Annotated in this window: 18 protein-coding genes, 2 tRNA genes and 1 riboswitch; of the genes, 12 read left to right on the top strand and 8 right to left on the bottom strand. The window is 57.6% G+C overall.

All coding sequences use genetic code 11. The features are described 5' to 3' along the window. Position 1 precedes the first annotated feature (1 nt). The 4 genes from MARHY_RS09710 (at position 2) to MARHY_RS09725 (ending at position 4375) form a co-directional block, all read left to right on the top strand. On the top strand, positions 2–1600 hold the full coding sequence (locus tag MARHY_RS09710; protein ID WP_014421653.1) for a glycerol-3-phosphate dehydrogenase/oxidase: 1599 nt from the start codon (positions 2–4) through the stop codon (positions 1598–1600). Beyond that, positions 1593–3152, top strand: a complete 1560-nt coding sequence (locus tag MARHY_RS09715) for an FGGY-family carbohydrate kinase (RefSeq protein ID WP_014421654.1) — start codon at positions 1593–1595, stop codon at positions 3150–3152. The genes MARHY_RS09710 and MARHY_RS09715 overlap by 8 nt, the downstream gene beginning before the upstream one ends. 66 nt (positions 3153–3218) lie before the next feature. Beyond that, on the top strand, positions 3219–3584 hold the full coding sequence (locus MARHY_RS09720) for an MbcA/ParS/Xre antitoxin family protein (protein WP_014421655.1): 366 nt from the start codon (positions 3219–3221) through the stop codon (positions 3582–3584). After that, complete coding sequence (locus MARHY_RS09725; RefSeq protein WP_014421656.1) at positions 3581–4375, top strand: RES family NAD+ phosphorylase; 795 nt, start codon at positions 3581–3583, stop codon at positions 4373–4375. The genes MARHY_RS09720 and MARHY_RS09725 overlap by 4 nt, the downstream gene beginning before the upstream one ends. On the opposite strand, the gene MARHY_RS09730 is transcribed toward MARHY_RS09725, so the two are convergent. The 4 genes from MARHY_RS09730 to MARHY_RS09745 all read right to left on the bottom strand — a co-directional run bounded on the left by MARHY_RS09730 (position 4323) and on the right by MARHY_RS09745 (position 9577). Beyond that, entirely contained in the window at positions 4323–5756 is a 1434-nt protein-coding gene (locus tag MARHY_RS09730) for an efflux transporter outer membrane subunit (protein WP_014421657.1), read from the bottom strand. The two genes, MARHY_RS09725 and MARHY_RS09730, sit on opposite strands and share 53 nt — an antisense overlap. Before the next feature lie 4 nt (positions 5757–5760). Then, complete coding sequence (locus MARHY_RS09735) at positions 5761–7695, bottom strand: MacB family efflux pump subunit (protein ID WP_014421658.1); 1935 nt, start codon at positions 7693–7695, stop codon at positions 5761–5763. After that, a complete protein-coding gene (locus tag MARHY_RS09740) occupies positions 7692–8846 on the bottom strand; it encodes an efflux RND transporter periplasmic adaptor subunit (protein ID WP_014421659.1) in 1155 nt (384 codons plus the stop codon). The genes MARHY_RS09735 and MARHY_RS09740 overlap by 4 nt, the downstream gene beginning before the upstream one ends. Before the next feature lie 125 nt (positions 8847–8971). Then, complete coding sequence (locus tag MARHY_RS09745) at positions 8972–9577, bottom strand: LysE/ArgO family amino acid transporter (RefSeq protein ID WP_014421660.1); 606 nt, start codon at positions 9575–9577, stop codon at positions 8972–8974. Positions 9578–9666: 89 nt separating this feature from the next. On the opposite strand from MARHY_RS09745, the gene MARHY_RS09750 reads away from it, so the two are divergent. The 3 genes from MARHY_RS09750 to MARHY_RS09760 all read left to right on the top strand — a co-directional run bounded on the left by MARHY_RS09750 (position 9667) and on the right by MARHY_RS09760 (position 11932). Continuing rightward, on the top strand, positions 9667–10539 hold the full coding sequence (locus tag MARHY_RS09750; protein WP_014421661.1) for a LysR family transcriptional regulator ArgP: 873 nt from the start codon (positions 9667–9669) through the stop codon (positions 10537–10539). Between the two features lie 246 nt (positions 10540–10785). Continuing rightward, positions 10786–10992, top strand: a complete 207-nt coding sequence (locus MARHY_RS09755; protein ID WP_011784828.1) for a cold-shock protein — start codon at positions 10786–10788, stop codon at positions 10990–10992. A gap of 193 nt (positions 10993–11185) precedes the next feature. Continuing rightward, entirely contained in the window at positions 11186–11932 is a 747-nt protein-coding gene (locus tag MARHY_RS09760; RefSeq protein WP_014421662.1) for a DUF3581 family protein, read from the top strand. Here the strand turns inward: MARHY_RS09760 and MARHY_RS09765 are convergent. Continuing rightward, positions 11914–12765: a putative RNA methyltransferase gene (locus MARHY_RS09765; RefSeq protein ID WP_014421663.1), complete on the bottom strand. Its 852-nt coding sequence runs from the start codon at positions 12763–12765 to the stop codon at positions 11914–11916. The two genes, MARHY_RS09760 and MARHY_RS09765, sit on opposite strands and share 19 nt — an antisense overlap. 150 nt (positions 12766–12915) lie before the next feature. On the opposite strand from MARHY_RS09765, the gene MARHY_RS09770 reads away from it, so the two are divergent. Continuing rightward, complete coding sequence (locus tag MARHY_RS09770) at positions 12916–14643, top strand: putative bifunctional diguanylate cyclase/phosphodiesterase (RefSeq protein WP_014421664.1); 1728 nt, start codon at positions 12916–12918, stop codon at positions 14641–14643. 238 nt (positions 14644–14881) lie between these two features. Here MARHY_RS09770 and MARHY_RS09775 read toward each other — a convergent pair. The 3 genes from MARHY_RS09775 to MARHY_RS09785 form a co-directional block, all read right to left on the bottom strand. Then, positions 14882–14955: transfer RNA gene (locus tag MARHY_RS09775), tRNA-Cys, on the bottom strand. Between the two features lie 57 nt (positions 14956–15012). After that, positions 15013–15088: transfer RNA gene (locus tag MARHY_RS09780), tRNA-Gly, on the bottom strand. Between the two features lie 128 nt (positions 15089–15216). Then, positions 15217–15960: a murein L,D-transpeptidase catalytic domain family protein gene (locus MARHY_RS09785; RefSeq protein WP_014421665.1), complete on the bottom strand. Its 744-nt coding sequence runs from the start codon at positions 15958–15960 to the stop codon at positions 15217–15219. A 164-nt stretch (positions 15961–16124) separates the two neighbouring features. Continuing rightward, positions 16125–16216, top strand: a riboswitch (TPP riboswitch). A 48-nt stretch (positions 16217–16264) separates the two neighbouring features. On the opposite strand from MARHY_RS09785, the gene thiB reads away from it, so the two are divergent. Genes thiB through MARHY_RS09805 form a run of 4 tightly spaced genes read left to right on the top strand, consistent with a single transcriptional unit; the run spans position 16265 to position 20733 of the window. Continuing rightward, on the top strand, positions 16265–17269 hold the full coding sequence (gene thiB / locus MARHY_RS09790) for a thiamine ABC transporter substrate binding subunit (RefSeq protein ID WP_014421666.1): 1005 nt from the start codon (positions 16265–16267) through the stop codon (positions 17267–17269). 4 nt (positions 17270–17273) lie between these two features. Further along, complete coding sequence (locus MARHY_RS09795; RefSeq protein WP_014421667.1) at positions 17274–18941, top strand: ABC transporter permease subunit; 1668 nt, start codon at positions 17274–17276, stop codon at positions 18939–18941. Then, positions 18934–19548, top strand: a complete 615-nt coding sequence (locus MARHY_RS09800; RefSeq protein ID WP_041654750.1) for a thiamine ABC transporter ATP-binding protein — start codon at positions 18934–18936, stop codon at positions 19546–19548. The genes MARHY_RS09795 and MARHY_RS09800 overlap by 8 nt, the downstream gene beginning before the upstream one ends. Positions 19549–19584: 36 nt before the next feature. After that, positions 19585–20733, top strand: a complete 1149-nt coding sequence (locus MARHY_RS09805) for an ABC transporter permease (RefSeq protein ID WP_014421669.1) — start codon at positions 19585–19587, stop codon at positions 20731–20733.

Genomic DNA, 20733 nt, shown 5'->3' on the forward strand with positions numbered 1-20733 from the left:
CATGGATCGACAACAGATACTGGAAAACCTGAAGGGCGAAACGCAGACCTTCGATGTGGTAGTGGTGGGCGGCGGCATTACCGGCGCCGGAGTTGCCCGCGAAGCCGCGGGCAGCGGATTGAAGACGTTGCTGGTGGAGCAGAAAGATTTCGCCTGGGGCACCTCCAGCCGCTCTTCCAAGATGGTCCATGGCGGACTTCGCTATCTGGCCAGTGGACACATCGGGTTAACCCGCGATGCTGTCCGGGAACGCGAACGCATGTTGCTGGAAGCGCCTGGACTGGTCGATCCACTGCCTTTCCTGATGCCCCACTACAAAGGCAGTTTCCCGGGCCCCGGGCTGTTCCAGATGCTGCTGGCCATGTACGACCGCCTGGCCGGCACCCGCAGCCATCAGAAATATACGCCAGAGGAAACCCTGAACTGGGCCCCGGGGCTCGATACTACCAACCTGCGCGCCACCAGTCGTTTTACCGATGCGGTGACAGACGATGCCCGCCTGGTCCAAAGGCTGATTGCCGAAGCCTCCCACGACGGCGCCATGTGCCTGAACTACGTCGCCGCGACCGCCGTCGACCGGGATGATAACGGAACTGTCTGCGGATTAAGACTGACTGCCGAAGAAAATGCAGAGCAGAGCGCCATCACGGTCAATACCCGATGCGTTATTAACGCTACCGGCGCCTGGGCCGATCGGTTGCAGAAACAATCAGCGACAGATCACCCGCTCACCATCCGACCGCTGAGAGGCAGTCACCTGGTCATTCCGTGGCACAAGCTGCCGGTGACCTGCGCTGTATCCCTGATGCACCCGGATGACCGAAGGCCTGTATTTGCCTTCCCCTGGGCAGGTGCCACGGTTCTGGGAACTACCGATCTCGAACACGCCAAAGATCTGAACGAGGAGCCGGCCATCACCGGTGGGGAAGTAAATTATCTGCTGCAAATTGCCACCCGTTTATTCCCCGGTGCGACCATTGAACGGGCCGACGTGCTGTCCACCTGGGCGGGCGTTCGACCTGTGGTCACCGACGGCGGAGGTAGAGCTCCGTCCCGGGAGAATCGGGAACACGCCATTCGGCACGACAAGGGCCTGATCAGCATCGCCGGCGGGAAGCTCACCACCTTCCGCCAGATGGCACGACAGGCGTTGGCCATGGCCCTGGGTGATCAGCATGAAGATCGGCTTCGTAGCGACGAGCAACGGGTATTCACGGCCACGCCAAACGACCGTAAACCCGATGATATTCCGGCGCTGGCCTGGCATCGGCTGGGCGGCTATTACGGCCCGCACCGCCAGTCTATCCTGAAAAACGGTGACGCCACCGGAATCCCGGACACCGGTGTGCTCTGGGCCGAACTGGAATGGGCCTGCCGCCATGAACAGGTTCAGCATCTGGATGATCTGATGCTGCGGCGTACCCGCCTGGGGCTGATCCTGCCTGACGGGGCGGCCAGTTTGCTTCCTGAAATCCGTAACCGATGCCAGAGCCTGCTTGGCTGGGATGATGCCCGCTGGCATCAGGAGCAAGAGCGATATCTGGCAACCTACCGTAAGGGCTATCAACTGCCGATGGGCGAGGATGCCCGGGATGCCTGAGACCCCACTGATACTGGCGATCGACAACGGCACCCAGAGCATCCGCGCCCTGCTGTTTGACACCCAGGGTAACTTGTTGGGTAAGGGCAAGCAGGAAATCGAGCCTTACTTTTCCGAGCAACCCGGCTGGGCAGAACAGCACCCGGAGTACTTCTGGGACAACCTTGGCATTGCTTGCCAGCAACTCTGGCAAACCACCAGCGCCCGCCCGGAGCAGGTGGTGGGCGTGACCGTCACCACGCAACGCGGCACGGTGGTCAACCTCGATCGTGGGGGCAAGCCCCTGCGGCCCGCCATCATCTGGCTGGATCAGCGGCATGCACGGGTAGACGGGGCGGTGAAAGGCCCCTGGGGCTGGCTGTTCAAGCTTGCCCGCCTGGAGGAGACCATTGGCCGCTTCCGGGAAAAAACCCAGGCGAACTGGATCGCGCAGAATCAGCCGGACATCTGGGCGAAAACCCACAAGTACCTGCTGTTATCAGGCTATCTGAATTACCGATTGACCGGTGAATACCGCGATTCCACCGGCAGTCAGGTGGGCTACCTGCCCTTTGATTATAAACGCCAGCGTTGGGCGGGGCCCCGGGATTTCAAATGGCAGGTGATGCCGGTGACCCCGGGTATGCTGCCTGAACTGATACCGCCTGGTGAACAGATCGGAACCCTGCTGCCTGAGGCGGCGGCGCACCTTGGCCTGCCGGGTGGACTGCCCGTCATCGCCGCGGCATCGGACAAAGCCTGCGAAATTCTCGGCTCCGGCGGCCTGTCTCCGGAGACCGGCTGCATGAGCTATGGCACCACGGCCACCATCAACACCACCAATGCCCGCTATGTGGAACCCACCCGGTTCATGCCGCCGTATCCGTCTGCCCTGCCCGGCCACTACTCCACTGAAGTCATGATCTATCGGGGTTTCTGGATGGTGAGCTGGTTCAAGCGGGAATTCGGGCTGCGTGAGCAAAAGCTGGCAGAACAGAAAGGCATTGAACCCGAAGCCCTGTTTGACGAACTGGTGAACGCCGTACCGCCAGGCTCCATGGGTTTGATGCTACAGCCCTACTGGAGCCCCGGCGTGCGCCAACCTGGCCCGGAAGCCAAGGGGTCCATTATCGGCTTTGGCGACGTACACACCCGAGCTCACGTTTACCGGGCCATTCTTGAGGGGTTGGCCTACGCCTTGAAGGAAGGCAAGGAACGCATCGAGAAGCGCAGCGGCCAGGCTATCAAGCGGCTTCGAGTGGCAGGCGGCGGGTCCCAGAGTGATGCGGCCATGCAATTGACGGCTGATATATTTGGATTGCCGGCGGAACGCCCGCATACCTATGAAACCTCCGGACTGGGAGCGGCTATTGATGCCGCCGTGGGGCTGGGATTACACCCGGATTTCGACACGGCGGTACGGGCTATGACCAGGACCGGCCGGGTATTCGAGCCCAACCCGGAAGCATCTGCGCTTTATCAACGTCTCTACCGGGAGGTTTATCAGGATATGTATCCCCGCCTGCAACCACTGTACAAAAAGATCCGGGAGATTACTGGCTACCCGCGCTAACCCCGATGGTGACATTTTATTCAATATAACCTATACTGATGAAAATTCATCACGGGAGGTCGAGGCATGTCAGAAGCGGTTCGCGTAGCACCGGAATCCAGCGATAAAGCTCTGCTGTCCAAGGCTCTGCTGAACGCGGCGAAAGCCTTTGGTCTGCCACAAGCGGAAATCGCAGCCGTGGTTGGCCGAAACCGCACAGGTCTGACCCGCGACGGCATCGATCCGGCCAGCAAGTCCGGTGAACTGGCATTGTTGTTTATCCGGCTTTACCGCAGCGTCTATGCATTGACCGGCGGTGAAAGGGAGGCCATGACCCATTGGCTGAACACGCCCAACCACTATTTTGAGGATACACCCAGAGAGATGATCCAGAGCACGGAAGGCCTGGTTCGGGTGGTTCACTACCTGGACGCCATGCGGGGGCGGATTTGAATTATCGGGAACGGATTGCCCAGTCCATCGCACCGCTGCAAGGCAGCCTGTTCCGGGTAGTGGAAAGCCAGGAAGACATCGCGACGGCGCGCATTGTCGACAGTATGCAGGAACAGAATCGACTGGAGGAACTGCTGGAAAGCAACAAGCCACCGGTACCCGGCACGGCACGAAAACGCCATTACCTGCTGACCACACCGTTCCGCTATCCGCCCCTGAAATACGGCTCACGTTTTGGCCGCAATTTCGAGCCAAGCCTGTTCTACGGAGCCATGGCCATTCCCGCTGCCCTGGCGGAAACCGCGTTTTACCGGTTTGTGTTCATGAGCCACCTGAAAACCCCGTTCAAGCGCCCGTTAACCACCTTGCACACGGTGTTCAGCGCGCGATTCCGAACGGAACGAGGTGTTCGGCTGCAGTCTGAACGCTGGCAGGATCTTCATCATACGCTGACAGATCCAGTCAGCTACCGGGAAAGCCAGGCTGTGGGTACCGACATGCGTAGCCTGCAAGTGGGCGCCTTCCAGTTTCTCTCAGCCCGCGCCCTGCAAGCCGGCCTTTACGCTCTTCCGTACCATCCAGACAACGGCGTTGAGGGCGTCAATGTGGCCTTGTTTAACGCCAGCGTGTTCCGGGACGCCGCACCCAGAAGTTATCAAAAACTGATTGCCGTGACGTCGCCCAGCCAGGTGTCCATGAGCCTGTCGGAACCGGATGGCAGTAAACAGGTTTACGAATTCAGCCTGGACCAGTTTCTGATCGAAGGCGAACTACCTCAGCCGGCGCCATAGCACGCCCTTGAGGCTCTGCCTGCCAGCCGCCTCCCAGCGCCTTGTAAAGATCCACCGCTGCAATCAGTCGGTTCAGTCGTACCTGACTGAGCTGCTGCCGGGCATCAAATACGGTTCGCTGGCTTTCCAGCAAGGTGAGCAGGTCATCTGCCCCTTCCCGATAGCGCACTTCGGTCAACCGTAAGGTCTCTTCCGCCTGGGCGAGAATACTCTGTAACCGCTGCTCCTGATCCAGGTACAGCGCTTCTCTGTCGAGTGCATCCCCTACTTCCTGGAATGCCAAGAGCAGGCTGGCACGGTAACTCGCCAACAAAGCCACCCGCCGGGATTCCGAAATGGCCACATTGTTTTGACGCTGGCCTCCGTCAAACAAAGTCTGGCTGAGGGCAAGCAGGCCATTGGCGGTTTGCAATGGGTCGGCCAGGCTTACAAAGCTGTTGGTAGAGAAGCGAACCGCGCCGCTGAGCGACACCGATGGCATCAAGGCTGACCTGGCCTGCTCGACGTCCGCACTGGCGGCCAACAGCCGAGCCTCCTCAGCCGCCAGGTCCGGTCTTCGGGTAACCAGGCTGGCCGGTGTTTCAGGGTTGATCTCCGGCACTTGAACCGCAAGTAGCCCAGCCTCCGGAATCTCTTCCGTAAACGGATAATCCCCGGTCAGTAGCCGCAAGGCCGCTAACCGTTGCCGGGCCTGATACTCCAGTGGCGGCACCGCATTCTTCAGGTTCAGTACGGAGGTTTGCTGGCGGGACAATTCCGAGCGATCGGCCACACCGTTACGATACCGGGCCTCGACGAGGGCCAGTGTTTTTTCGCCCAGTTCCAGATTCCGACGCGCAATATCCACGCGCTGCTGCAACTCCTGCCATTCGAACCAGGTACTGGCTACCGAGGCCACCAGCGTCATTCGGGCGGCGTCATAGTCATACTCCGAAGCCTGGAAACCAGCGAGAGCCCCGGCTTCCGCGGCGGACAGGCGACCCCAGAGATCCAGCTCGTAGTCAACCGACAGCCCGAGGCTACTAGAACCACTCGTGACACGATCCTGGCCGGAGGCCTCGCTTGCCTGTTTACCCGTGCTTCCCGATGCACCAAGGGTCGGCAGCAAGGCAGCTCCGGCGTTGCGCAACTGCAAATCTGCCTGAATCACTGCCTGAGCGGTGGCAGCAAGATCCGGATTATTCGAAAGTGCGCGGTCTATTAAACGGTTGAGTTCTTCATCATCGAAGGAATACCACCAACGCGCACTAACCGCTTCGCTGGCGCCAGCCCCGATGTGCCATTGGGCCGGCGGATTCACCGGCCGCTCGATGGGTTGTGGCTGAAAGCCGGCACACCCGGTCAACAACACCGACACCAGTGCGATATGGCGAACGCTCATAACATTACTCCGAGGCCAGTGCATGAACAGGGTCCAGATGGGCGGCCTTACGGGCGGGCAGAAACCCGAACAGCAGGCCTGTGGCAAAAGCGCAACCAAAGGCCAGAGCCATGGGTAGCAGCGTCATGTGAATGGGTGTGCCCAGAGAGCCAATAATCCGGGTTGCGGCAATGCCGATGACAACACCAATCAACCCGCCTATGGCCGATACCAGCCAGGCCTCGGTCAGAAACTGCTGCAGGATATTCCACGCCCGGGCACCGGTGGCCATGCGAATACCGATTTCGCGGGTACGTTCAGTGACGCTCACCAGCATGATATTCATCACCCCGATGCCACCCACAAGGAGGGAAATTGCAGCAATAGAGCCCAGCAGCCAGGTGAGTGTATTCTGGGTTTCCGAAATGGTTTCAATCAATGAAGCCATGTTGCGGATAGTAAAGTCCTCAATGCCATGGCGGGCCATCAGAGTGTCGTGAATGAGGGCTTCGATCTCATCCATACGGTCGATGTCGGCCACAGCCACGGTGATGTTGCGCAGGTGCGTTTGCCCGAAAATGCGCAGGCTGCCCGTGGTGTAGGGAACAAACACCACATCGTCCTGGTCCTGTCCCATGGGAGAGGCGCCTTTTTCATCCATCACGCCAATCACCTGAAACAGCACGTTGTTAACCATCAGGTGTTTACCAAGGGGGCTTTCGTCAGGAAACAGAGCGTTGGCGGTGGTTTTGCCCAATACTGCTACGGCTGCGTAACTGGCTTCATCCTGGGCGCTGAAGAAGGTGCCCTCAACAACAGGCCACTGGCGGGCCACCGGGAACCGGAAGGAGGTGGCATTGATCTCAGCCGAGTGATCCCGGTTGGAATATCGCAGCGTCTGTCCGCCAGTCAGTTCAGGTATTGCTGCAAGAACACCCTCTATCTCATTGATTGCTTTGAAGTCAGATGGTACCAGCGTGGTCACGCTCCAGCGCCCACCCCGCTGATCGGGCCCACCGGGGCGCACCAGCAGCAGATCACTGCCCATGGTGCTGATTCTGTCGACCACATCCTTTCGGGCCCCCTCCCCGATCGCCAGCATGGTGATCACTGAGGCAACCCCGATTACGATGCCAAGCAGGGTCAACGCCGTCCGAAACAGGTTACTGTGCAGGGAACGCACCGCGCTTTTCAGGGCTTCCTGCCAGTCGCCAAGGCGGGAACGGCGACGGCCATTCTGGTCGGTTGCTGGCATCGGGACCGAGGGCACTTCTGCGCCGGTGTCCTCAACAATCTCACCATCGGCAATGCGAATTTGCCGACGAGCCACTGTTGCCACATCGGGGTCGTGGGTGATCAGGATAATGGTGTGGCCCTGCTCAGAAAGATCGGTTAACAGCCGGATCACTTCCTGGCTGCTTTTGCTGTCCAAAGCACCGGTCGGTTCGTCTGCGAAGATCAACTGGCCGCCGTTCATCAGGGCCCGGGCAATAGACACTCGCTGTTGCTGACCACCCGATAGCTGTGCCGGCCTGTGCGACAGGCGCTCGCCCAGCCCGAGCCCGGTGAGTAACCGTTCCGCCCTTGCATGCCGCTCGGCCGGCGCCATACCGGCATAAATTGCCGGAATCTCAACATTCTCCCGGGCAGTCATTCCAGGCAACAGGTTATAGCTCTGGAACACAAAACCAAAGGCATCGCGCCGAAGCCGTGCCAGTTCGTCCCGGTCCAGGGAAGACACGTCCCTGCCATTGAACCGGTACTGGCCAGCGCTGGGCTGATCCAGACAGCCGAGGATGTTCATCAGGGTAGATTTGCCGGAGCCCGATGGCCCCATGATGGCCACAAACTCACCGGGCCAGATTTTCAGATCAATGCCCTTGAGCACAGGAACCGCCAGTTCGCCCTCGCCAAAGGATCGGGTAATGTCTTGAAGCTCAATCAACGGTCGCGGGCTCATCTCAGCATACCCCGAAAGGCAGCCCGGCTCTCACCCTGCCCGGCCCGCGGATCCCGGTTTGCAAGAACCACCTGATCACCCTCATTCAATCCGGACCGAACCTCCACGTATACGCGGTTGCTGATGCCGGTTTCGATGGCCCGAATCTGTGGCTGCCCCTTCGCATCCAGGACCTTGACCTGGTTTCTCACCACCGCACTGACTGGCACCCGCAATACATTCAGCGCCTCATCCTGAATAAAGAACACCTGGGCGGTCATCTGGGGCAACAGCCGCCCCTCCTGGTTATCCACCGTAAACAGCGCGTTGTAGAGCACCACGTTGTTGGTTACTTCGGGGGTTGGCTCAATGTACTGCAACTCGCCGTAGAGCTTATGCTCCGAATCGCCAAGTGTGGTGAAGTACACCCGCATGCCCGGTTGCAGCTTGCCGACGTCGGCCTCAGACACCTGGGCCCGCACCCGCATGGTGCTCAGATTGGCAATGCGCATAAGCAACGGCGCGGTCTGGCTCGCGTTCAGGGTTTGCCCCTGGCGGGCTTCGATGGATACCACAGTGCCATCCATCGGCGCATAGATGCGGGCATAACCCAGATTGGCTTCTTCAGCCCTCAGGGTGGAGGAGGTCTGTTCTATCTGTGCCTCAAGCATGGCCAACTGCGCCCGGGCGGACGCTAAAGATGCTTCGGCAGTCTGCAGGGATTCCCGTGTGGTCGCATCTTCACGCCACAGGTTCTGCTGGCGCTGGAACTGGATCTCGGCGAGCCGCAGCTGGGCCTTGCGATCGGCTAGCTGGGCCTGCTGGTTCTTCAACTGGGCGCGGGTGGCATCCACTTTCGCCACATACACGGTAGGGTCGATTTCCGCCAGCAGATCGCCGGTGCTAACGGGTTGGCCCACTCGTACGTGAATCAGCTCCAGCTGGCCGGAAACCTGTGCACCCACATCCACATAATCACTCGGCTCAAGCACGCCGGTGGCCGAAACCAGGTTCTGGATGTCGCCTCGGCTCACCGCCACGGTATTCAAAGCCGGTTCATTGCCGTTAGCATTGCGGGCGTACCAAACGACAGCGAAGGCTATCGCGCACAGCACACACAGAAATCCAACCCACTTCAGCCAGCGATGCCCGGCACGGGTAGCAGAGGCCATTCAGATATCTCCAAGAGTTCAAATCAGACCGAACCATAGAGAACTGATACGGGAAAAAGAAGCCGGGGATCAGGGTTTTGCGAAACCTTTACACGAACGATGTCAGGCGCAAAGAGGCTATAGGGTTACAGCCCTCCTGAAGCGAGCTGGATAGCAATCGCAGCCATCATCAGGCCGATAACACCGTCAATCACACGCCACGCCGCAGGCCTGGCCAACCAGGGCGCCAGCCGGGAACCGGCCCAGGCCAGCGCGCCGAACCAAAGCACCGACGCGCTACTGGCACCCGCCACAAACGTGGCCGGATCCGATTGCTGGGCCCCCACTGCTGGAATTAACAGTAACGTATCCAGGTAAACCTGGGGGTTCAGCAAGGTGACCGCCAAGGTTGTCAGGATCACGCCTTTGACGGTGCTGCGCCGAGCTTCCCCTGCCGCCAGCGACGCTCTCCCCTTGAGAACCCGATAGAACGCCTGTCCTGCCAGCAAACCAAGAAACCCAACGCCCAGCCATCTGAGCACATCCAGCGCCTCGGGCATGGCCATCAGTGCCGCACTCACGCCAAACATGCCCAGGGTGAACAGCAGGATATCCGAGGTCATACACAAACCTGCTGACCACCAATGGTGTTCACGACGAATCGCCTGGCTGAGAACGTAGGCATTCTGGGCACCAATAGCCACGATAATTCCACCACACACAACCAGGCCTGTCAGATAACTCTCAAACACCACTGCACTCCTTATGATTAATGGCGAAAGCCTACCCCGTTACCGCTATACTTGAAATTCATCCTGTTAATGCCTGATAAGTTTTTCTTATGCTTGACTACAAATTGCTGGAAGCCCTTGCCGCCGTGGTCGACGCCGGTGGTTTTGATAAAGCCGGCGACATGCTGGGCATCAGCCAGTCCGCCATTTCTCAGCGAATTCGTACGCTTGAAGTCAGGCTTGGCCAACCTGTGCTGGTGCGTAGCCAGAACCCAAGAGCAACGCCCGCAGGCCAGAGATTGCTCAATCATGTTCATCAGGTGCGCCTGCTGGAACGCGACCTGACCAGTTCCATTCCCTCTCTGGCCGAACCAGCCACTCGATTTCGCGTCGCGCTCAATGCGGACAGCCTCGCAACCTGGTGGGCCTCTGCCGTCGGCGACTTCTGTACCGAAGAAGGAATACTTCTGGACATGGTGGTAGAAGACCAGGACGTAGGACTGCGGCGCATGCGCGAGGGCGACGTAGCCGCCTGCCTTTGCAGCAGCCCTCAGCCGGTTGCCGGCGCCCGGTGCATACCGCTGGGAGTGATGACGTATCTGCCATTGGCCACACCGGAGTATACCCGCCGCTATTTTCCAGACGGGCTGAACAACGGGAGCCTGCAATCCGCGCCCGCCATTGTGTTTGGGCCCAACGATCAACTCCAGCATCGGTTCCTGGCCCGGGTGGGCTATCAGGGCAAATTTCCGCACCACCTGTGCCCTTCATCCGAGGGCTTCGTAAAGCTTGCGCTGACCGGCATGGGTTATGGAATGATTCCGGAAATTCAGGCCCGGGAGCATATCGAGGCAAATCGACTGGTTAGTATCGCCCCCGGCAGCGGCCTGGAAGTTCCTCTTTACTGGCACTTCTGGCGGCACGGTGGTGAGTTGATGTCCCGGTTAACGCGCAAACTGCAGGATTCGAGCGAGTTGGTTTGAGCGGTTTCCGGTGATCAGGGTATCTGCCTAGAAAAAATAGCTATGCAAACCATCCAGACAGGAGTACAGTGGCGGTCGTTGGAAAGATTTAGCAAAGCATTCATCAATAAGACGCATCCCTGTTGTTATAAGTAGTGTTCGTCCTGTTTTTGATCACGCCAGTTTTTATGTTTCCGCACACCGCTGACCTGCCCTCACAACGAGACCAGGCAGCACATTAAATGATTGAATTCAGGATAGTAAAATATGTCTACTGTTACCGGTACTGTTAAGTTCTTCAACGAATCCAAAGGCTTCGGCTTTATCACTCGTGAAGGCGGCCCGGACGTTTTCGTTCACTACAGCGCCATTCAGGGCGGCGGCTTCAAGACTCTGGCAGAAGGCCAGCAGGTTGAATTCACCGTGACTCAGGGCCAGAAAGGTCCTCAGGCGGAAAACGTAGTTGGTCTGTAATTAACAGCCCAGTACGATCAAAAAGGCAGCTTCGGCTGCCTTTTTTGTTGCCTGAATTTCCCTGTTCGTCCGTATTCGTCCTTATTAGTACCATGGTCGGGCTCACCTTGAGCCACGCTAAGGCCTATAATGCCTGCTCGGGTGAATTCACTCCCCAGGCCCTCGAGGCTCAGCAAACCAGAAAAGGCCCACCATGTTTTCTGAACAGTTCTATTCCGTCCAGGACGGACGTATTGTGATTTCCGCACCCCAGGCCAGCTACTTTGCCAAAGAGATCGCCGGGGACTTCAATCCGATCCACGATCCGGACGCCCGTCGTTTTTGCGTGCCCGGCGACCTGCTGTTCACCATTGTGGTGTCCCGTTTCGGGCTCTCAGAAAATATGACCTTCAAGTTCCGTAACCTGCTTGGTGCCGAGGTTCCGCTTGAGTTCCGCGAAAGCGAAAATGGCGAAGCCATCAACGTTGTCGACGAAGCCGGTAAGGTCTACCTGGAAGTTACCCGTAAAGGCGCGGTAACCCGGGATGAAAAAGTGATTGAAGAGTTCAGTCGGTGCTATGTTGCGGCGTCCGGGAAAAACTTTCCGCACACGCTCAAGCCCTTGATGGAATCACACGGGGTGATGTTCAATCCCGACCGGCCAATGGTGATGTATGAGAGCATGAGCCTGGCTCTCACACAGCTGGAGAACCCTCACCCAGACCTCGAACTGAACAACGCAGATCTGGAAGTTGCGGGTAAACGCGGCAACGTAACGCTTGAATACAACCTGCAGTCTTCCGGCAAAACCGTTGGCGAGGTTGCCAAGCGGCTGGTACTGGGCGGCCTTCGGGAGTACTGCCCTGAGGCCATGGCCGGCATCATCGAGGAATTTTACCGGCTCAAGGCGAGAGGCACCCGCTGGGGGATGGAAAGCGCTGATCAGCCGGCAGGATTATAACGCTCAAACGTTTGCAGGCAGACATCCACGGTTACCGATAACGCTTTCAGCGCCGCAGCCCGTGCCCTGCCTTCCGCACTCGCCCGGTAGAGGTGCGGGGTCATTGCCAATAAATCGGCAATAGGCTCAGCGCCTTCGAGATGCACTGTGAAGCGTAAATCCTGGGTGCCGATTCGCCGAAATCCTTCTGGCACCAGAGCCACTTTACGAGAGTCTGCGCGAACTTCCGGATAGACAATCTCCCGCAACTCCCTCAGATGATCCTGGCCGGCGTCTACCTGTACCAGTCGCCCGCCTGGCCGTAAAACCCGCGCGAACTCCGGATACACCGGGAACCCGAAAAGGCAAAGCACACGGTCGACTGAAGCTGGTAACACCGGCAGATTGGCATTGCTGCCAACCACCCAACCTGCGCGTTTTTCCATGCGCGCCGCCGCCAGCACCGCCCACTTGGAAATGTCCAGTCCGAGCAACGATAGTGAGATTTCGTCCTCCTGGGACGCTAGTTGGCGCAGATAATAGCCCTCACCACAGCCGGCATCCAGACAACTGAGCTCGCTGCCCGTCGCAGCGCCGTTCAGGATTGCAGCCGACACGGCATCCGCAATCGGGCGATAGTATCCCGCCTCCAGAAAGCGCTGGCGCGCGGCCACCATGGCTTTGCTGTCACCAGGTTCTTTCGAGCGCTTTTTCTGAACTGGCAGCAAATTTACGTAGCCCTGGCGGGCAATATCGAAGCTATGGCCCTGCGGACAGCGCCAGACTTTGTTTTCCCGCTGTAGCGGATTGCCGTCGAGCGGACAGGCGAAGGATTCAAAGGAAGTGGTGTTCACTGAGCGTCCAAACGTTGGAAATGCCGGCGTATTCTAACAAGGAATATCCCATCAGGCTCGCAAACGGAGGAATGGCTTCCTATTCTTGTTGTGAACGACTGGAAAGCGCATAGATGCGTTCTCACCCAACCGGGAGGAGTCTCGTCCGTCATGGATAAGAAGAAGGACAGATCGTCGTCATCGTCACAATCGGAGCAAAGTGAACAAAAGTTCCATGAGTTGATTGAGAGCCTTCCGATGGTTGCCGTTCAGGGCTACGACCGGAATCGGAGGGTCATCTACTGGAATGAAGCCAGCACAAGACTATACGGGTACTCCAGAAATGAGGCTCAGGGAAAACGGCTGGAGGACCTGATTATTCCGGAAGCCATGCGCGAAGCCGTCATTGAGGCCCACACCAACTGGCTCGATCACAACATCAGCATTCCCGCAGAAGAACTGGCACTGAAACACAAGGATGGCCACCTGGTTCCCGTTTACTCCAGTCATGTCATGATCAAACAGGATACCGGCGAGTGCGAAATGTTCTGTATCGACATCAGCCTGGAAGAACAAACGCAAGCCAAGGCAGAACTGGTTCGCCGCGCCAGTTTTGATGATCTTACCGGGTTACCCAACCGACGCCTGATGGAGTCTGAACTTGAAAGCCGGCTGGCCGAGGCAGATCGTTGCAATCGCGAAGTTGCGGTGATCTTCATGGATCTGGACAACTTCAAACTGATTAACGATACCCTCGGCCACTATCAGGGCGACTCCCTCCTCAAATCGGTTGCCGACACCTTAAAGCAGGAATTGCGACACAGCGATCTGCTCTGCCGTTTCGGAGGAGACGAATTCGTTCTGTTACTGTTCGATTTCCATGGCCCTGAAGGCATTCATGAATTACTTCAACGGCTGGTCAAGGCACTCGAAAGCAAGGTGCAGCTTCACGGTGATTGCTATCAGGTATCGGCAAGTTTTGGCGTCAGCCTGTACCCACACAATGGCGGCACCGCAGCGGAACTCATGGGCAACGCAGACGCGGCCATGTACCGCGCCAAGGAGATCGGAAAGAATACGGTCTGCTTCTACACCTCTGATATCAACGACCGGCTCGTCAAATACCAACAGATTACCGCCCTGCTCCGACAAGCCCTGACGAATGGCGGATTGGAACTTTACTACCAGCCACAGATAGATCTGAGAACTGGCGGGACCACCTCATGCGAGGCGCTGTTGCGGTGTTTCGACAAGGCATCAAACCTTGTCTCTCCGGCGACATTTATCCCGGTCGCTGAAAAATCCGGACTTATAAACCGTATCGGTGACTGGGTGATCGATGCCGCATGCAAACAGCTCAAAGCCTGGCAGGGAACTGAGCTCGCGGGCGTACGCATTGACGTCAATCTGTCCGGTCGCCAACTGACCAATCCACACCTGGCTGACCAGATCCTGGAAACCATCGAACACTATGGTTTGAAACCTGAGCAACTCGGGGTAGAACTCACGGAAAACGAGGTGTTTGGCAGCGAAGAAGACCAAACCAGGCAACTGGAGCGCCTCAAGGCTGCCGGGCTCCATATATCCATTGACGACTTCGGCACCGGATACTCCTCCCTGGTTTATCTTCGGAAGCTGCCAGTATGCAGCATCAAGATCGATCGAAGCTTCCTTCACTATGCCATGGAAAACGAAAGCGACATGGCCATCATGAAAGCCATGGTTACGGTCGGCCAGAGTCTTGGGTTGAGCATACTTGTAGAAGGTGTAGAGACGGAACAACAGGCAAAGCTGATACGGGATCTCGGATGCGATTTCGCCCAGGGCTTTCTTTACGCCAAACCGATGCCGGCGAAAGCGGCAGAGGCATTTATGAAGCCCCTGGCTTCACGCAGTTAATGAGCAACAAACTTAGCCTGGCGTCCTTGAGGTCAGCCCCTTTGAAGGGATAGGTTTAACACCACCGGAGTATTCTCAGGCATATAACGTTCGTTGCAGGTACTGGCATTAATGAGACGGGTTTCGCCCTGCAGGTACTCACCATAGCCCTCATGAATATGCCCGAAGACATGAGCCTTCAGTATCAGCCGAGGACTACTGCCCAAGATCACAAGCCTTTGATATAAGGGGGTAAAAATGGAGGCGCGGGTCGGAATCGAACCGGCGTACACGGAGTTGCAGTCCGCTGCATAACCACTCTGCCACCGCGCCGGGGAAGCCTGGATTCTGGCTTTTGCTCTCAGGAGGCATTGAGAGACTTGGAGAAATTGGAGCGGGAAACGAGATTCGAACTCGCGACCCCAACCTTGGCAAGGTTGTGCTCTACCAACTGAGCTATTCCCGCTCTAATGTTTCAGAAGCATTGCCTCGTCAACGGCTGCGTATTCTACGGATTCCGCCTTCGCCGTCAACACCTTTTTTTCAACTTTCTGTTTTTACTGAAAATCTGCACAAAGTTTAGCCAGCAACGATTCAGGATCGATCTCCAGCCACCGCTGTGGTATTTCGCGCACGGGCCAGCTGCCCGCCGGAATCGCAGTTCAGGTAACTGGAGGACTGGAGCCACTCCTGGTCAGGATAGTATTTAAACACCAGCTGTCCGCCCTTGAGCTCGTCTACCACGGTTTTGATGATTTGATTGTCTACTGCCGGGCAGCCGTGACTACGGCCGATTCTGCCGTACTTTGTTACCCAGCTGTCCTGAACGTAGTCTGCACCATGGATAACAATTGCCCGCTGACGAGCAAGATCATTGAACCCTGGTTCCAGTCCGTCAAGGCGCAACGAATAGCCATGGGAACCCCGATAGGATTCGGCGGCTTTGAACAGGCCGATACTGGACTGGTGACTGCCCTCGATATTGGAAAATGCGGTTGCCTCAGCATTACCGGAGTTTTTACCGTGAGCCACGAGGTCACGAAGGATTAATTCTCCTTCGTTCAGATCGAACAGCCACAGTCTTTCTTTCGAGGACGGCAAAGAGAAGTCGATCACAGCCAGCCGCTCTGGCATGGCTGTGCCATTGCTGATGGCACAACGGGTTGCCTTGAGTGCAGCTTCGAGAACCTGCGGGCTGAGCTTGGGAGCCGCGGAGGCCAAACGTCCAAACATATCATCGTTCGCGGTTTGGGCGTGGCCTGCGGCCGACAACCCAAGGGTAAAAAGCGCGCCTGCAACCAGGGCAGAAATCTTTCGTCGTTTGTGATGCTTTGGCATCAAACTTACCTCTCAACCAGATAGAAGCTGCATAAATCCGCAGATCAAAAAATGCCCCATTCTATCAATAAAAAATGAGACACCCGTCATCGCCGTACAAAAAATAAACAAGCAGTAATCAAACATACGAATTCCGGGGTGTGGCTCCGGCGTGATAGCATTGACTCAACTCAACGGGGTGCCTGGAAGGGCTGAGACCATACCCGCGGAACCTGACCCGGTTAATACCGGCGTAGGGATTGAGTCACCACCTTTCGTGGTGTTCGCGGCATGGCACCCCCGCTACTGAACAAGGTGCCAATGTATGATTTCACGCTTGATTCCCGCGTTGTTCGCCGTGTCGCTGCCGCTGATGGTTGCCGCCGATGAACCGACCGCCCTGAATGTGTATACCCATCCCTCCTTTGCCGCCGAATGGGGCCCGGGGCCCGCGGTTAAAGAGGCGTTTGAAGCCCAATGCGGGTGCTCCCTGAACTACACCGTATTGGACAGCGGCGGAGACATTCTGCAAAGGCTCCGGCTGGAAGGAAGCTCCACTCCGGCAGATGTGGTTCTGGGGCTGGATACCGGCACCATGGAGACCGCTCGGCAAACCGGCCTTCTGGGCCGCCACGGTCAATCACTGGAACGCCTGGCATTGCCTGTTAACTGGGACGACGACACTTTCGTGCCCTACGACTGGGGCTATTTTGCCTTTGTCTACGATACCGAGCAGTTGTCGGAGCCGCCCTCAAGCCTTGAAGAACTGGTCAACGCGCCAGAGGATCTCAAGATCATTATTCAGGACCCGCGCACCAGCACCCCGGGACTCGGCCTGTTGCTCTGGATGCATGCCGTCTATGGTGATGAAGCGCCCGCAAAGTGGCAGCAGCTCAGCGACAAGATTCTCGCAACCACCCAAAGCTGGAGTGACGGTTATTTCTCGCTATTCATGAATGGCGAAGCGCCTATGATCCTCTCTTACAGCACCTCTCCTGCGTATCACATGGCTATCGACAAAACTGACCGTTATCAGGCGGCGCGTTTCAATGAAGGACATTACCTGCAGGTCGAAGTCGCCGCCCTGGTGGAAAGCTCCGATAACAAGACACTTGCCAGAGAGTTTCTGGACTTCATGCTGACCGCGAACTTCCAGCGTCATATTCCACTGAAGAATGTGATGTATCCGGCCGTTGATCTTGGGGATGAATTGCCAGAGGTTTTCGACAAGCTGATTACACCATCCGAAGCCCTGTATATAAACCCCGCGAAAGTTGCCACCATCCGCCGACAGTTGGTGAACGACTGGCTTGATGCACTGACCGACTGATGTGATGCCAACACACGCGAGTGCCGCCCCCTTCAGCCATCCTGGCTGGCAAATCTGGCCCGGCCTGTTACTCGGCACCGGGCTATTGCTGCTCGTGGCACTTGGCTTGGGGAGCATACTACAGGAGGCCGGTGAGCTGGATCCGGGGCGCACGCTAGCAAGCTCCTATTTCCAGAGCGTGGTCCGATTTACCCTTTGGCAGGCCTTTTTATCTGTCCTGTTAAGCCTGGCGCTGGCGCTCCCGGTGGCGACCGCCCTCGCCCGCTACAAAGGCTTCCCTGGTCGCACATTGATTCTGCGGCTGATGGAGTTGAGTCTGGTTTTACCCACTATCGTGGCAGTCTCAGGCATCATAGCGGTGTTTGGTCGGCAGGGCTGGTTCACCGGCCTGCTCAATATCTGGCTTCCTGGAAATGGTTGGAATCTTTATGGGCTGAACGGCATTCTGCTCGCCCACGTGTTCTTCAATGCGCCACTGGCGGCCCGAATCCTGTTGCAGGCTCTGGATTCCATACCCGCGCCACGAATGAGAACAGCTTCTCAGCTTGGGCTCGGCGGCTGGTGGCTGTGGCGTGCGGTACACTGGCCCGCCATCAAACCGGTACTGCCCGGCGTGGCGGCACTGGTGTTCACGCTGTGCTTCACCAGTTTTGCCATCATCATGACGCTGGGCGGAGGGCCAGGAACAACGACCCTGGAAGTCGCCATCTACCAGGCCCTGCGCTTTGAATTCGATTTCGCCCGTGCCGCACTGTTTGCCATTCTGCAGCTGTTGATCTGTGGCAGCCTCTGGTGGCTGGTTTTCCGGAAACGCCTGGACACCGCGGTACTGCCAAACCGACGGCTATCGCGTCAGGTCCCTCTGTTCGCACGGCGCTGGCAAGGGTTTTCAGCAAGTCTGCTCCTGGCGATTTTCACGGCCTTTCTGGTCGCGCCACTACTGGCTATTATTCTGCGCGGTTTACCGGCCTTGTGGCCAACGGCGGATGCTACTTCTATTTATCAACAGCTATTGCCGGCCACCGCTCGCAGCCTGTTAATCGCCATTCCAGCCGGGCTCGGTTCGGTGGTCGTTGCCTTGCTAACCCTGGCGGCAACCAACAGGGCTCGTCTGCGCTGGCTGGCCATAGTGCCGGCCGTCACTGGCTATCTCCCATTGATCGTACCGCCTCTGGTACTGGGGACCGGGCTTTTTATTCTGTTAAGGCCGCAATTGGGGAACACCATGCAGGGCTGGTTCCTGGTGGCACTGATCAACGGGCTGATGGCCGTGCCGTTTGTGCTACAGATACTGCGCGGACCTCTCGCAAGCCTGGACTCCGGATCACTCAAACAGGCAGACCAACTGGGCCTCCTGGGCTGGTATCGATGGCGATGGCTGTATTGGCCGTATCTGCGCCGTCCAGTTGCTCTGGCCCTGGCGTATGGTGTGGCATTATCTCTGGGTGACTTCGGTGTTATCGCCCTGTTCGGCAGTCCCGGCAAACCCACTCTCCCCGTTTTGCTATATCAGCAACTGGGTAGTTACCGCTTAGGGGAGGCCGCAGGTACCGGACTCTGGCTGTTGGGGCTACTGATACTGATTTTTGTATCGCTCTCCCGTGTTCCCGGCATTAAGTCCAGAACAACTTCCGCTGCGAGCCAACCACTGCCGGAGCCTGAACATGCTTGAGATCAAAGATCTGGCCTTCGAGTATGGCCCTGACGGCCATCTCTGGCGATTCGATTTTTCCGTGCCTGCTGGTGAATGTCTGGCCATCCAGGGCCCCAGCGGTTCCGGCAAATCAACCCTGCTCAGTCTGGTTGCAGGTTTTCTCCCGCCAGCCAGCGGCCGGATTCTCTGGCAGGACAAGCCGATCCACTTGCTAAAACCCTGGCAGCGCCCGGTAACGAGCGTGTTCCAGGAACACAACCTGTTCGAGCACCTGGATGTCTTTACCAATATTGGCCTTGGCATTCAACCCGGTCTCAAGCTGGATGAATCTCAACGCCACGCCATTGAAACCGGGCTGGAACGCACCGGGTTAGCAGGTTTCGGTCCCAGAATGCCTGGCGAGCTTTCCGGTGGCCAACGCCAGCGCGTTGCCTTGCTGCGAGCCATCCTGCGGCGCCAACCATTGCTCTTGCTGGATGAGCCGATGACGGGCCTGGACACCGAAACCCGGAAGATTCTGTACGCCATGCTGCTAGAAGAGAAAGCCCGGGGCATCACCATGCTACTGGCCAGTCACGATGAAGAAGAACGCAGAATACTGGCAGACAGCCACTGGAATCTTTAAGCTTTCAGAGAACTCAAACAGGGACTCCGTGACTCCGTGGCAAATGAACCAGGCCTATCTCAGCCACTTGGCGCCCACACTCCCGGTAACGCCGACTTCGGTGGCCATACGCTGAAGTTTTCCGGCGACTGGACTCTGTCCCACTATTCCGCCCTGAATCGGCAAACAACTGCCCTGAAACCTCGCGCAGCAGGCTGCAATCCGGATTTTTCCGGCCTGGGCCGCCTGGACACCGCCGGCGCCTCGTTGATGGTGAAATTGCTTGGCAGCGACGCTCTGATCAGCGCTCTGCAACGAGCTGAATTACCGGATGAACAGCGTGCCCTGATACAGGCGGTTGCTGAAGCCATGAACCAGCCGTCGGCGGCGGTCGCAACCGTTAACCCGGTCGTGGCGTTCCTGGCGGAGATCGGGAAGAAGGTGACCACACTGGGGCAACTTGTCTGGTTGCTGGCCGGGTTTATTGGCCAGACGCTGGGCACGCTGTTCTACATCCTGCCCCGGCCTACTCGCTGGCGTATAACACCCTTTGTGGCGGCACTACACGACACCGGCCTGAACGCCCTGCCCATTGTTGCCCTGCTTACCTTTCTGGTTGGCGCCGTGGTTGCGTTTCTTGGCGCGACAGTTCTTGAAGACTTTGGCGCGACCATTTACACAGTGGATCTGGTGGCGTTCTCGTTCCTGCGGGAGTTCGGCGTACTTCTGGCAGCCATCCTGCTGGCCGGCCGAACCGCCAGTGCCTTCACCGCACAGATTGGCGCTATGAAAGTCAATGAAGAACTCGACGCTATTCGCACCCTGGGGCTCAATCCGGTGGAACTGCTGGTCGTTCCCCGGGTTTTGGCGATGATGTTCAGCCTACCCATTCTCACGTTTATCGGCATGATCTCGGGCATGGTCGGTGGGGCTGTGGTCTGCGCGGTGGCTCTGGACATTCCGCCCAGCCAGTTCATTGCCATTGTCGAACGGGATATTGCCCTGAAGCACTTCCTGGTCGGCCTTGGCAAGGCGCCGGTGTTCGCATTTCTGATCGCCGTCATTGGTTGCCTGGAAGGCTTCAAAGTGGCCGGCAGTGCTCAGTCTGTCGGGGAACACACCACCTCCAGCGTGGTGCAGTCTATCTTTATGGTGATACTGCTGGATTCCGTGGCAGCGCTGTTTTTCATGGAAATGGGTTGGTAA

Source organism: Marinobacter nauticus ATCC 49840 (genome assembly GCF_000284615.1).
Taxonomy (GTDB): domain Bacteria; phylum Pseudomonadota; class Gammaproteobacteria; order Pseudomonadales; family Oleiphilaceae; genus Marinobacter; species Marinobacter nauticus.